Genomic DNA, 13,880 nt, shown 5'->3' with positions numbered 1-13,880 from the left:
TGACATAAAACTAGAGTTTCTATTGAGAGTTATATTAAATAATTTTCAGATAGAAGCTCTAGTTTTTTATTGTTTATACTTTAGCTAGTGTCAATTAAGTGTTATTACTATTAAGGATTTTCTGGTTCATTAGGTTTAATGGAGGTTATTTCGCATAAAGAGGTATAGGTAATTTTAGTATTTTGATTAAAGTTTCCATTTACATCAGATGTTTGAGCTGATGTGTATAATATTCCATCACCTACCGCTTGAAAATAATCATTTGTAATTTGGTAAGAGCCACCATTACCGTTAGTGTCAATTTGGTGAATTTGAGTGTTTACAGTTAATGAATTAAAATATTCTCTTAAATCATCAACGCAACATGGACAATTTGGATTTTCAGTAATTAATAAATTTATGTCTGGTTTAGTATCATCGTCATTTATAGTTACTTCCACAGCAACGATTTTGCATATGGAAACTAAAATGTTATTTGATTCTTGTCCAGAAGGAGTAACATTTGCAAATTCTACAAGGGATTCCTTTGGAAACCCTTTAATAGTATTTATATTAGCTATTTCGCTACTACTAGTTAGGACTACCTTGCTTAAAGTTACAGTTTCGCTAGTATTTATTTGAGTTAGTAAGTCTTTCATGGATTCTTCACAACAATTACATGTTATGCTACCAGGCTCACCAGAAGGCCCTTGAGGTCCTCTAGGCCCTCTAGGACCAGGAGGTCCTTCACAGCATTTACATTCAGGTAAACATATTATAGTTTTTTTACATTTCAATTGTAATCAACTACTTAAATATTTTATTAAATGACATATACTCCAATACTGTATACAAGAGTGCATGTGATTGGATAATTTTAATTAAAATCTAAATGAATTTATTATTTTATTAATTAAAGTTTAAATTTTGTAAAGTCATGTTTTCTATATATTATATGAAGAGTATATAGGCTTGGGAACTACATTAGGGTAATGTAGTTAGGTATCAAATTATATGTAAATGATACTTTGTAAGTAAAAAATATTTGTTATTTATTATTTGTACTTTGATATTTAGCTTTTAAATAACCATATAGGAAGTACATGCATATAATGAATTAGATACAAATGAGAAATAAAATGGTAAAAGATAAAAAGGAGTGTTAACCGAATGGGAATGTGTGAAAAGGAACTTTTAGCATATAAGTTAAAAGAGTTATTTTGTAAAAAAAGTTGTTGTGATGACTGTTGTGACATATGTGTAGTTGATTGCTGTAAGGATAAAGACTGTAAAGACAAAAAAAGCTGTGACTATTGTGACTGCTGTGTAAATCCTATGGAATATTTATTAAAACAATTTGAATATGGAGATACTATATATTTATTAACAGATGATGGATATTTTTAGGGGTTAATAACAATATATTAACTGTTACACCTGAACTAGGCAGTGGATATGTTGAAAAGATTTCAGTTTGTAAAATTGAATCTATAGGTTTACCACCAGAAGGTGAAACTATAGAAGATATAGAATTCTTGGATAATAGATGTAAGACAGATAAGGGTTACTGTAAATGTTGTGAATATCCTGTTAGAAATCAATTAGAGAGTTATAGAGGAGCGTATGTATATATTTATACTAATAACTATGAGTATGAGGGATATGTATACTCAGTTTCAGACGGAATAGTTGTACTAGAATACTATGGATATTATATAGCTATTTCAACATGCAAGATAGTGTCTGTAGGATTATTACAACTTATTCCAGGCGGAGGAGCAGGTACAGGAGAATCAGGTACAAATATTCCAAAGCTTGCAAATAAAAAAATCAACCCAATACAGGAAAAAAACATGAAAAAATAAATATAATTAAATAATCACATTTTAGTAATTCTATTGAGTTACTAATAAAAAAGAAATGCCGCACTTTTTAGAGCGGCATTATCTACCTTGCTTTGAAAAGTTTATCCAAAAAACTCATATTTTTAAAACGTTCTAGCTCATCTTTTAATGTAACATTTTCATTTTCTTTTTCTTTAATCTTAAATTCTAAATCTTTTAGATATTCACAACTACATTGGCAATTTTTATTTTCAAATTCTTTTGTTTTAAGTGAAGTTCCCTTTAATTTACTGTTTTCTTGAGATAGTTCTAGTATTGTATTTTTAAGAGATTCAGTTTTATCTTTTTCTAAATTCAATTTATTTTTTATATTTTTCAATTCATTTACAAAATTATTTTGAGATTGAAGTAGTGAATTATAATCTTTTTCTACAGCCTTTTTTTGTGAAATAGTTTGATTTAAATAGTTATTAAAATTAGTCATAGAAATCTCTTTTTCATATAATTTATTTTTTAATAAGGAGATTCTCTTTCCTAATTTATCATTTAGCATTTTAGCGTAGGAAATTTCTTTAAGTAATTTTTGTATGGTTTTTTCTGCATCACAATTTTGCAGTAAATCAAGATTTATTTCTTCTAGGTCATTATATATTAGGGTTTCCTCTGGTAAGAAAATTTTTACACAGGAAGAGTTTAAAATAAATACTTCTTTGGCATATAAGCTGTTATTGGAAATTTCTTCAGATATATATCTAGATTTTTGCATTCTATTTATATCTTCAACAAAAATATTATTGCACTTGTGCCAATTATCATGGAAACAGGAATATATCAAAGAGTTATTTTCTACCCACATAGTATATAAAGAGTTATTTTCAATAAGTAATAATGGATTGCATATATTATTGCTACTTTCATGAACTTTAAAGGCTTTCATATTTCCTTGTTCATCTATAGACACATGTTCTAAGGTATAAATAGTATTATCTTTTGTTAAATTTAAAATATGAAATACATTATCTTTTTTAATAGTAGAAAATTGAATGTCACTTCCATATAGTCTATATAGTTTTTTAGTATTACTCCATAAATTTTTTTTGTACTTACTCATATTTAAGGAATTTTCAATTTTTTCATTTTGTAGAAAGAATATATATATTTCATCATTAAGTATTTCTATATCGTAATGTTTAAGGGAAGAATAATCAAAATTTAATGAAGCCACAATGCTGGTATTGAATTTGTTTCCAGACCATTTGTAGTGTAATAAATCACCCTTATGTTTTTCACCTTCCTTGAGAAAAATAAAGAATATATGAAGTTCATTATTTAAAGAGTATACCTTTAATTCTTGTATTTTATCACCTTTATTAGAAAGGGTGTATAGAGTTTGTGTGGTCCATTTTTTATTAAATTCACAATACTTCACGTCTCCATCATAGGTTATGTATATCAGTTGTATAGTTCCTATATAGTTTATATTTACATGAAATTCTGAAATATTTTCATCTATTTGTACTTTTTCATAATAATTATCACAAATGAGAAATTTACTTTTATCAATATAGAATTTCCAAAGAGTGTCTGAAATATCTTTTAAAATATATAGATTCATAACGTTTCACCCCCTCATATAAAATATATTAATGAATTCAATTATATATTCTTTAAATAAACAAAAGCACACTTAACATTTGTCTGCATAATATATATTGAGAAAACAATATTATTTTAATATAGAGAAGGAGGCTATTTTATGGCAATTAATCCTAAGGATTTCATTCCACGCCCTGGTTTTGTAAATAAACAGGGATGTTTACCAGACCCTGATGAATTATGTTGTATTCAAGTACCTAAGATTTTTGATCAATGCTTAATAAAAAGATGTCTTAAGCCTATTGATGAAATGGGAAATTTAAATTCAGAATTGTGTAAGGAGTTAACTGGAGTTACTGACCCAAGTCAAGTTAAAAAGATAGGCTGTTGTCGCAATTTTGATGTGGATATTACTTCTGTATCAAAATCCTGTGTAAAAGGCGAAGAGGGATACAAAAGAGTAACTGTTAATTTTACAGTAACTTTTAAAGTAGATGTGTTAATTGATACTGGAAGTACATGTGAAACTAGAACACTAGAATATGCGGTAAATCAAACAATAACAGTTCCAAAATTCTATTGTCCAGACCCAATAGCAGAGGTTTCAATTAGTAAGGGTTGTTTGTGCAATCCAGATATAGAAGATGCAGATGAAAAGATGATAAAATTAGAAGTAGTTGCTGATTGCTTAAGATCAGAATTAATTAAGGTAGATTCTCCAGAGCCAGAGCCAGATAAAGTATTTTTATGTATAACTTTAGGGCTATTTATTATAGTTAAAAGTGAACTTTTAGTACAACTATTAATTCCATGTTATGGATATTGTCCAATACCTGATGAGTGCCCAGGAGAACAAGATCCATGTACAGAATTTATGAATAGAGATGTACCAGATTTTTATCCACCACAAAAAATGGATAGCTTATTTCCAGATTATATAGAAGAATAATTAGCTAAAATTAACACCAATACACTTGTTAATACTTAGATGATTATTATATACTAAAGGAAGTTAAATTCAGCCTCATGTGAAAGCATGAGGTTATATTTATGTGCCCAATTTGTAATTAACACAATTTTTGCATATAAATTTCAAGAGCTCTTACTAGCTGGTCTTACTTATTCACAAATTAATTATAAAAAACTCTTTGAGTTTTATCCTTAACCCTTACTTCTTAGCTATTACCTATTACTTACCTGCAAATTTTAAATTTTATATCTTTATTTTATAACTGCGAAAGTTGAATGATTAATAAATTGTATTATAATTTTATATGGAAGAAATCTCTCTATTAAGTTGTATAAGTGCTCTATTTAGGTACTAGGTATCATTTGATTTTTTTGTTATAATAGTAAATATAACAAGGAGGGGGAGAGTGTTAATGTATAATGAAGCAACACCAGAAATATTAGAAAAATTAAATTCATATGTTAAAAAGGGAGAAAATGTAAAGATATCTGAACCAGTTGAATGTTTTGGAAATTCATATAGAAAAGTTGCTTTTAGTAAGGGATTTATGGATAATGTTAAGGGAAGAGAAAGTCAGTTTATATTTATAAATGAAAGAGAGCAAGTTTTGGATAAAAAACAGGTACAAAGAGAGCTTGTTAAACTATTTTATTATTACGAAATATTCTTTGATAAAGAAAATAGAATAAGTATATATAAAACAGTTCAAAATGAAATGGATATAGTTAAGGATAATAATGATTATTTAGAGGCAGAATTTGGACTTAAAATTTTACAAGATAGATATAAAAAAAAGGAAGAGAAAGAAGCTGTAGAAGAAATACTGCCTATAGTTAAAAAAGTACCAGAACTTAGAAGAAAAAATAATGAAAAGCTGAAAGAAGTAATAAATATTGTAGAGCAAATGAAAAAAGAAGAAAAAGTATTCAATGCTGAATGTTTAGAAAAGATTTACACTGTATATAAGGAAGCTTTAATGCTAAATTTTAAGAAAGTTAAGGCTATATATCCAGGAGGACAGCATTATGGTAAATTGAAGAAAAAGGCTGAAAAGACAAGAAGATTATATTCTGCTACATTTAGAACTAAAAATATAGGTGCACTTATTAAAGCTAATTATGTTATGGGATATTTTGAAAAAGTATTACGTACATATAGCAGAATATTAGATATGAATGAAAAGGACTATACTAGATTTTTAAAAGAGGCCGAAAATAATAATATAAATAATCTTATGACTTTTATAAGAAGTAAATAAAAAGTGTGGATTAAAAACCACACTTTTTTTATTTATTCTACATTTATAAATACAGCGTCTTCCTTTTCAACTACCTTAATGTACTCAACATTAGGGTCTTCTGTACCTTGTACGTATAGACCAGCTTCTTTTAACTGGGATACATAGTCAATTACTTCCTTAGTAATTCTTTCACCAGGACATAATACAGGTATTCCAGGAGGATAAGCTAGTAGGAATTCTCCGCTTATTTTTCCTATACTTTCATTAATAGATATACAAGTTTTTTCACTATTAAATGCTTCTCTAGGAATTAATACTTGCTCAGGAATAGCAGGTATATCTAAAAAGTCAATTTTTCTATCGCTTTTGCCATAGTAATCTTCGCTTATTTCTTTAAGAGCACTTAGAAGTCTATCCATACCTTCTTTAGTATCTCCAAAGGAACCTACAGCTAAAGTATTATAGAAATCTGATAATTCCATTTGAATATGATATTTGTCAGCCAGTATTGTATCTAATTGGTATCCAGTGATGCCTAAATCCTTACAGGTTATAGTTATTTTAGTTGGGTCAAAAGCATAGGCACCTGGAGTTCCTAAAATTTCTTCTCCAAAACATTTGAAACCAGGAATTTTATTTATTTCATTTCTTACATAGTTGGACAAATCTATAGTTTTGTCTAAAAGTTCTTTCCCATCTAAGGCTATTTGTCTTCTAGCACAATCAAGCGATGCCATAAGAATATAAGAAGGTGAGGTAGTGTGAAGTAAATTCAATACCTGTTGAACTCTTCTAGTATCTACTCTATCAGAATTAACATGTAATAAGGAGCACTGAGTTAGAGCACCTATTATCTTATGGGTGCTTTGAGCACACATGTCAGCTCCTGCATCTATAGCGGAAACTGGTAATTTATCGTTAAATCCTAAATGCGGACCATGAGCTTCATCTACTATAAGTGGAATATTATAATTGTGAACTATATCACTTATTTTCTTTATATTTGTAGCTACTCCATAATAAGTAGGGTTAATTATTAAAACTGCTTTTGCATCAGGATTTTCTTTAAGGGTTCTCTCCACTGTTTCTGGCGATACACCATGAGCAATACCTAGATTCTTATCTATTTCAGGCTGCATATAAACAGGGTGAGCACCGCTTAATATTATTCCAGCAGTAACAGATTTATGGACATTTCTAGGGATAATAATTTTATCTCCAGCTCCCACTACTGAAAGTATCATAGCTTGTATAGCACCTGATGTGCCATGAATTGAAAAAAATGCAGCATTAGATCCATATGCATCTGCAGCTAATTCTTGTGCTCTTTTTATAGGTCCACTAGGATGATGTAGGCTATCAACTAACTTAAAAACTGTTACATCAATTTTAAAAGGATTTTCACCTATGAAGTTTTTAAAAGTTTCGTCCATTCCCACTCCTTTTTTATGACCAGGTACGTGAAAGGGTAAAGTATCTCTATCCACATATTCCATTAATGCATCAAATAAAGGAGTTTCCTTTTGATTTAATTTATACACCTTAATTAACACCTTCTTTCTTAAAAATCCGCGAACTTCCTTAGAAATATTATCTAGTTCGTTTAAAACAATATCATTATAAGTTAAATGGAAATAGAATGCAATAAAAAATTAAATTTATTTTAAATAATTTTTATGTTTTTTTAAAAGTGAGAAGAGTGTTTATTATCAACGTAAAAAGAGAGTAAAAAAATTGAATTTTAATTAGGTATATACACTAACATTAGTATTGCATTTGAAGGGAATATTATTCATGTATTTTGTCAATAATACATAAATGGGAGGGATAAAAATGGAAACTTTAGTATTGAGTAAAAGACAAAATAAAACTTCTAATTCAGCTAAAAAGAAAAGAAGAATGGGATTAGTTCCTGGGGTTCTTTATGGGAAATCATTGGGAAATTATATGTTTGAAGTAGGAGAATTGGAACTAAAAAGAGAAATAAATGGAGTAGGAGAGCACGGAATTATAGACTTAGATGTGGAAGGAAGCATAGTAAAAGCTCTTATTAAAGAAGTTCAAAGAGATGCTGTAAATCATGAAATAATACATGTGGATTTACAAGAGATTAAAAGAAATTCCATAGTACAATCTGATGTTCCTATAGTATTCCATAATGAAAAAATTGTATCTAAAACTGGTGGTATATTGCAAAAGGAGAAAAATAGTATTAAAGTTCAGTGTAATGCGGAAGAATTGCCTAAGAGTATACACATTGATTTAAAGGGATTAAAAGTTGGAAGTGTGATAAGAATGGGCGATGTAGAAATGGCAAAGGAAATATCCATGATAGAAGACCCAGACACTGTTATATTGAGTGTTACTTATGCAAAAAATGAAGAAGTAAATGTAGAAAATGAAGAAAATTATGAACTAGAGGTAAAAGAGGAATAATCAAATTGATTATTCCTCTTTTTTGTAATATTATATACTAGTAAGATTATTTTATAGTTAAAAACAATAATATTACAAGGGGGATAAAAATGACATACAATGAAAAATATCAGTTATGGATAAACTCCAATTTTATAGATAAAGAAACTAAAAAAGAACTAATAAATATAAAAAATGAAAAAGAAAAAGAAGATAGATTCTATAAAGATCTTCAATTTGGTACAGGAGGTCTTAGAGGAATAATAGGTGCTGGTAGTAATAGAATGAATATCTATACTGTAGGAAAAGCCACAGAAGGCTTAGGAAGATATTTAATAAATAAAAATGGAGCTGAGGCTTCAGTTAGTATAGCCTATGATTCTAGAAATAAATCAAAAGAGTTTGCAGAAGCTGCTGCTATGGTATTATGCGCTAAGGGAATAAAGGTGAATTTATTTGAAAGTCTAAGACCTACCCCCATGTTATCTTTTACCGTAAGACATTTAAAAAGTAGTGCAGGTATAGTAATAACTGCTTCACATAATCCTAAAGAATATAACGGATATAAGGTTTATGGAGAAGATGGCGGACAAATAACAGATAGTACAGCAGATGCAATAATATCAGAAATAAATGGAATTGAAGATTTTAATGAAATTAAATTTATGGAAATAGAAAAGGCTAAAGAAGAAGGAATTCTTTCTATAATAGGGGAAGAAGTAGACAATGTATATATGGAAAGAGTAAAGGATTTATCCATAAGAAAAAGTTTAATTAAAGAAAAAGCTGATGAATTAAAGATAATATATACACCTATTCATGGTTCGGGCAATAAACCAGTAAGAAGAGTTTTAAAGGAATTGGGTTATGAAAAGGTCTACACTGTTAAAGAGCAAGAAAAGCCAGATGGTAATTTCCCTACAGTGGATTATCCTAACCCAGAAGACCCAAGAGTTTTTGACATAGCTCTTAAAATGGCAGAGGATATAGAGCCAGATCTTATTTTTGGAACTGATCCAGATTGTGACAGAATTGGCGTAGTAGTTAAAAATAAAGAAGGACAGTATAAGGTACTAACAGGAAATCAAACTGGTGCATTATTAATGGAATATATATTATCCTCCTTAAAAGAAGAACAAAAATTACCTAGAAATGGTGTGGTGATTAAGACCATAGTAACTACAGAAATAGCTAGGAAAATAGCTAGAGAGTACAATGTAGAAATTATAGATGTACTCACAGGTTTTAAGTATATAGGGGAAAAAATGAAGGAGTTTGAAGAAAAAGGGGATAAAAAGTATATTTTTGGATTTGAGGAAAGCTATGGATACCTAACTGGAGATTTTGTAAGGGATAAAGATGCAGTTATAACATCTATGCTTATATGTGAAATGGCCCTTTACTATAAATCCAAAGGCTTGACATTGTATGATGCACTTCAGAAATTATACAATAAATATGGATTCTATAAAGAAGAATTGGTCTCTATCACACTTAAAGGAAAAGAAGGTCAGGAAAAGATAGAGAAGCTTATGGAGCATTTGAGACACTCCATGAAAGCTCATTTGAATGAGATTAAAATAATCAAGAAGTTTGACTACAAATTAGGAATACAAAAAGATTTAGTAAAAATAAATGAAGAAGAAATAGATCTTCCTAAGTCTAATGTATTAAAATTTATACTAGAGGATAATTCTTGTTTTGTAGTCAGACCTTCAGGTACAGAGCCAAAAATAAAAATATATTTATCAGTAGTAGGAGATAGCAGTGAAAACTGTAAAGGTAAAATGATTAAATTTAAAGAGCAGGTAATGAGTTTGATAGACTAAAATAATATTATTTATTTTAATAAATTGAATAAATTGTGAGTTTTAATATTTAATTTAAATTCTACATTTTAAATTAAAACAATAATATAGAGTTTAAAACTTATGTGGTAAATTGATTTATAAAATTAATAAGCTAAAATTAATAGATTTATGTAAAGGGTGAGTTTTCACCCTTTATCTTTTATAATTGTAGTTATTTACAATTACGGTATAATAAAAATGAATACTTTACAATACAAGCACTTTAAATTAATATTAGATGTGTAAAAAATCTTGGAGGTGAATTTTAGTGGATTTAAAAGCTCATTATGCAGAGAAATTATCTAAATTACTATTTTTAAATATAAAAAGAGAAAGGCTTAAGGAACTTTTTAATGTGGATTTAAAAGAGGACATATACATGCCTGTGGGAACAGAAAACTTAGCTAAAGAGATAAAAGAAACTAAGGCTTTAGATGTTATGCCCATGAGTTTCTTTATAGAAGGAATGTTTTATGTTTTAGGAGCAGATTGTAATTTTAAATTTAATAAATACTATGAAAAGATGCTTTTGAACACTAAAGATGGAGAAAAATATATAAAATCTAAAATTGCAAAAGAAATTAAAAAGAATAATTATGAAGAAGGATATATAATGTTAAAGGGACTTTGCATTATAGAAAAAAGCAAGGGCAACTTTTCAAAACTCTTATTACTTTGTGATAAGCTAAGGGAAAGCAGTAAACTTTATGTGGAAGAGGAATTAAATTTAATAGTACAGTGTAAAGAACTGTATGAAGATTTTCCAGAACCATATTTATACGAAGCTCTTATATTAAAAGAACAGGAAGATTTCCAAAAGGCATATTACTGTATAAACACATATTTAGCTAAAGGTGGAGATGAGAGCAAGGAAATTAGTACATTTAAAGAATCTTTAAGCATAATAAATCAATATGACAAAGGTAAAGATTTAGTAAGTGAAGAACCTGAGGAAGCATTAAAATTGTTAATTCCACTTATGCAGCCTCTAGGAGATAAAGCTGAAATATATTATTATGTTGCAGTAGCTTATAGAAATATGAAAAATCATGACAAGGCTATATATTATTTAAATGATGCATTAGCAATAGATAATAAGGCTGTAGAAATAATAAATGAAATGGGTCTTAATTATGCTTCTATAGGGCAATATGAGAAGGCTATAGCATATTTTAGAGATGCTTTTAGTTTTACGGGTTCTGTAGAAATATGTACAAATTTAATTATGTGCTATTTAAATATTAATGATTTGGAACAGGCAAAAGTCCATTTGAAGCTTGCTAAGGAAATAGATCCAGAAGATGAAATAGTTAAAGAAATAGAAAAAAGCATAATTTATAATACCTAACCCCAAGTCTTTAATCACCAAATTTTGATTTTAAAATACAAATTATTAATCCCCAGAGAATAATCTCAAATTTCCAAATAAGTATGGAGATGAGAAATTAATCACTGGGGATTAATCATATTATTTTTTTAATTATATATAGATTTAAAAAAATAATTGTAAATGTATTTACAATGAAACAATGTTATGTTACAATGAAATTGTCATAAGGAATAATTTGAAAAATAAACAATAAAGTATAGAGAAAAGATAGCAAATGGTAAGAGACTTTAGTTTTGATTAAAAGCCAATAGTATATGACATTGGAAATGCTATTCAAGCAAAGGCGTTTAGAAAATAGAGATTAGAGATTGAATATAAGGAAATTATTTATTCTATTTTGGTTAAAGTGATATTTTTTTATTCCTGTAGCGTAACAATGTTACGTTGGACGAATAAAATATTATTAAACAATATAAACTAACAAATTTTAAGAGATTATATAGGAGGTTTTAGCGTGGAAAATAAATTAGGAGATGTAAAAATACTTGGTTCAGGAGAGAGTTCAGGTGGAGAATATAATCAAGTTAAGATACTTGGTTCTGGAGACATAAATGGTGATTTGAAGTGTAAAGAACTAAAGGTAATGGGGTCAGGAGATATAAATGGAAATGTAGATGGGGAAAATATAAAGGTTGCTGGTGCTGCAGATATAGATGGAAATGTTAAAGGTGATTATATAAGTGTCAGTGGTGCTGCAGATATAAAGGGAGATATAAATTGTAAAGAGTTAAAGATAGCTGGTGCCATAGATGTAGATGGCAATGTGTATTCAGAAGAAATAAAAGTTTCAGGAGCGGTAGAAATAGGTGGTAATTGCGAGGCTGAAATATTTAATTCTAATGGGGTTTTTGAAATAGATGGCATGCTTAATGCGGGAGAAATAAATATAAAATTAAAGGGAAAAAATGAAGTGGGAGAAATAGGTGGAGAGAAGATAGATGTAAGAAAAAATGATGAAATAGGATTTGGAAAGTTTTTCAAAATGTCCTTTAGTAACTCTATAGCTAAATTACAATGTGAGCTAATAGAGGGTGATGAAATATACTTGGAATACACTCATGCTGAAACTGTAAGAGGTAAAAATATAGTACTAGGACCAGGATGCAATATAGAAAATGTTGAATACAGTGGGAGCTTCAATATGTCAAATGAATCAAAAGTGGGTGTAACAAAGCAAATATAATTTAAATATCAAATAACATAATTAAACCACAAAAAGGTATAATGTGATAGAATTATGCAATTTCTCCTCCATGACTTGCATAAGAGCTAGGAACAATAAATTTAATTTAAGAAATTCTAATCTTTTAGCCATATAAAATTATCTAACGCTCACATTCAGCGTCCTGCCTCAGGTTCGCTAGCCTGGCGTCCTTGCCAGGCTTACGATAATTTTATCTGTCTAAAAGAAGAATTTCTAAAATTAAATTTAAATAGTTCCTTTGCTTCTTATGCAAGTCATTCCAGAGAAATTTCATAATTCAGGTAATGTAATGCTTTTTGTGGGATAATCATAACATATAATTTAAATATTCAACTTTTGCAGTTATAAAATAAAAATGTAAAGTTAAAAAAAGGGGGGCTTTTAAAATGAATAAAGAATTAGCAGTAGAGGTTAAAAATTTAAAAAAGTATTTTATCAGTGAAAAAAAGAAATTATTTAAAAAAACTGATAAAAAAGAATTTAAAGCAGTGGATGATGTAAGTTTTCATATAAATAAGGGGGAGGTTTTTGGGCTTTTAGGACCTAATGGAGCAGGAAAAACCACAACTATAAAAATGATAACAGGCCTTTTAAGGCCTACAGATGGTAGTGTTACAGTTATGGGAAAAGATGTAGATAAAAATCCTATGGAAGCTTTAAGTAATATAGGAACGGTACTAGCAGGAGATAGAAGTATATATTGGAAGCTAAGTGCTAGGGAGAATTTGGAATATTTTGCAGCTTTATATGGGTGTAATAAAAAGGAAGCTAAGGACAGAACTCAAAAGGTGTTAGAGAGATTGGGGCTCAAAGATAAGGCAGATGAATTAGTAGAGAAATATTCTACAGGTATGAAGCAAAAGGTAGCATTAGGCAAAGCCTTGATACCTAATGCACCAGTGGTTTTACTAGATGAACCGACCTTAGGGCTAGATCCTCAAGCAGCTATTAATTTAAGAGAAATAATTCTAGAGATAAAAAATGAAGGAAGAACTGTGCTTTTGACCACACATTACATGGAAGAAGCAGATTTTTTAAGTGATAGAATAGCAATAATAGATGGAGGAAAAATAATAGCATTAGATACCCCCGAAAATCTAAAAAGAAAGTTAAATGAAGTAAAGACTTTAAATGTAGAGGTGGATGGTTCTGATAAAAAACTTTTAGATGAAATAAAAGAAATAAAAGATATAAAAAATGTAGTGAGCAAATATGATGAGGCTGGAAGAAGGTATATTTTAAATATTCATCATATGGATGGGGATGTGGTTATTCAAAAGATAATAGATTGTGTTTCAAACAATAATAAAAAAATACTCAGCATGAATGTGAAGGAACCTTCCCTGGAGGATGTATTTATACATTTAACAGGAAAGAGCTTGAGGGATTAGG

General features: G+C 28.8%; 12 protein-coding genes. 9 read left to right on the top strand and 3 right to left on the bottom strand.

Features of this window, described 5'->3' with window-relative positions:
* Positions 1-110 precede the first annotated feature (110 nt).
* Complete coding sequence (locus C1715_RS07735) at positions 111-776, bottom strand: hypothetical protein (RefSeq protein WP_102399931.1); 666 nt, start codon at positions 774-776, stop codon at positions 111-113.
* A 373-nt stretch (positions 777-1,149) separates the two neighbouring features.
* Here C1715_RS07735 and C1715_RS07730 point away from each other — a divergent pair, with 373 nt between their 5' ends.
* Together C1715_RS07730 and C1715_RS07725 are read left to right on the top strand one after the other, a co-directional pair.
* A complete protein-coding gene (locus C1715_RS07730) occupies positions 1,150-1,386 on the top strand; it encodes a hypothetical protein (protein WP_102399930.1) in 237 nt (78 codons plus the stop codon).
* Positions 1,387-1,514: 128 nt separating this feature from the next.
* On the top strand, positions 1,515-1,844 hold the full coding sequence (locus tag C1715_RS07725; protein WP_102399929.1) for a hypothetical protein: 330 nt from the start codon (positions 1,515-1,517) through the stop codon (positions 1,842-1,844).
* 82 nt (positions 1,845-1,926) lie between these two features.
* Here the strand turns inward: C1715_RS07725 and C1715_RS07720 are convergent, their stop codons facing one another.
* Positions 1,927-3,438, bottom strand: a complete 1,512-nt coding sequence (locus C1715_RS07720; RefSeq protein WP_102399928.1) for a hypothetical protein — start codon at positions 3,436-3,438, stop codon at positions 1,927-1,929.
* Between the two features lie 141 nt (positions 3,439-3,579).
* Between C1715_RS07720 and C1715_RS07715 the strand changes: the two genes are divergently transcribed.
* Positions 3,580-4,368, top strand: coding sequence for a hypothetical protein (locus C1715_RS07715; protein ID WP_102399927.1), 789 nt, complete (start codon positions 3,580-3,582; stop codon positions 4,366-4,368).
* A 433-nt stretch (positions 4,369-4,801) separates the two neighbouring features.
* On the top strand, positions 4,802-5,647 hold the full coding sequence (locus tag C1715_RS07710) for a hypothetical protein (RefSeq protein WP_102399926.1): 846 nt from the start codon (positions 4,802-4,804) through the stop codon (positions 5,645-5,647).
* A gap of 32 nt (positions 5,648-5,679) precedes the next feature.
* Here C1715_RS07710 and C1715_RS07705 read toward each other — a convergent pair whose 3' ends face one another.
* Complete coding sequence (locus C1715_RS07705) at positions 5,680-7,170, bottom strand: aminotransferase class I/II-fold pyridoxal phosphate-dependent enzyme (protein WP_102399925.1); 1,491 nt, start codon at positions 7,168-7,170, stop codon at positions 5,680-5,682.
* Between the two features lie 292 nt (positions 7,171-7,462).
* Between C1715_RS07705 and C1715_RS07700 the strand changes: the two genes are divergently transcribed.
* The 5 genes from C1715_RS07700 to C1715_RS07680 all read left to right on the top strand — a co-directional run bounded on the left by C1715_RS07700 (position 7,463) and on the right by C1715_RS07680 (position 13,879).
* Positions 7,463-8,065: a 50S ribosomal protein L25 gene (locus tag C1715_RS07700; RefSeq protein WP_102399924.1), complete on the top strand. Its 603-nt coding sequence runs from the start codon at positions 7,463-7,465 to the stop codon at positions 8,063-8,065.
* Positions 8,066-8,154: 89 nt separating this feature from the next.
* Entirely contained in the window at positions 8,155-9,873 is a 1,719-nt protein-coding gene (locus C1715_RS07695) for a phospho-sugar mutase (RefSeq protein WP_102399923.1), read from the top strand.
* Between the two features lie 289 nt (positions 9,874-10,162).
* Positions 10,163-11,242: a tetratricopeptide repeat protein gene (locus C1715_RS07690; protein WP_102399922.1), complete on the top strand. Its 1,080-nt coding sequence runs from the start codon at positions 10,163-10,165 to the stop codon at positions 11,240-11,242.
* A gap of 496 nt (positions 11,243-11,738) precedes the next feature.
* On the top strand, positions 11,739-12,467 hold the full coding sequence (locus tag C1715_RS07685; RefSeq protein WP_102399921.1) for a polymer-forming cytoskeletal protein: 729 nt from the start codon (positions 11,739-11,741) through the stop codon (positions 12,465-12,467).
* Positions 12,468-12,874: 407 nt separating this feature from the next.
* Positions 12,875-13,879, top strand: a complete 1,005-nt coding sequence (locus C1715_RS07680; RefSeq protein ID WP_102399920.1) for an ABC transporter ATP-binding protein — start codon at positions 12,875-12,877, stop codon at positions 13,877-13,879.
* Position 13,880 lies beyond the last annotated feature (1 nt).

This window comes from Haloimpatiens massiliensis (assembly GCF_900184255.1).
GTDB classification, from domain to species: Bacteria; Bacillota; Clostridia; order Clostridiales; family Clostridiaceae; genus Haloimpatiens; species Haloimpatiens massiliensis.
Note: the sequence above shows the minus strand (reverse complement) of the source record. Positions and strands in the feature narration are given on the sequence as shown.

Coding starts and splice junctions, on each gene's coding strand:
- C1715_RS07730 (WP_102399930.1), top strand. CDS start 1,150: ATGGGAATGTGTGAAAAGGAACTTTTAGCATATAAGTTAAAAGAGTTA.
- C1715_RS07720 (WP_102399928.1), bottom strand. CDS start 3,438: ATGAATCTATATATTTTAAAAGATATTTCAGACACTCTTTGGAAATTC.
- C1715_RS07715 (WP_102399927.1), top strand. CDS start 3,580: ATGGCAATTAATCCTAAGGATTTCATTCCACGCCCTGGTTTTGTAAAT.
- C1715_RS07710 (WP_102399926.1), top strand. CDS start 4,802: ATGTATAATGAAGCAACACCAGAAATATTAGAAAAATTAAATTCATAT.
- C1715_RS07700 (WP_102399924.1), top strand. CDS start 7,463: ATGGAAACTTTAGTATTGAGTAAAAGACAAAATAAAACTTCTAATTCA.
- C1715_RS07695 (WP_102399923.1), top strand. CDS start 8,155: ATGACATACAATGAAAAATATCAGTTATGGATAAACTCCAATTTTATA.
- C1715_RS07680 (WP_102399920.1), top strand. CDS start 12,875: ATGAATAAAGAATTAGCAGTAGAGGTTAAAAATTTAAAAAAGTATTTT.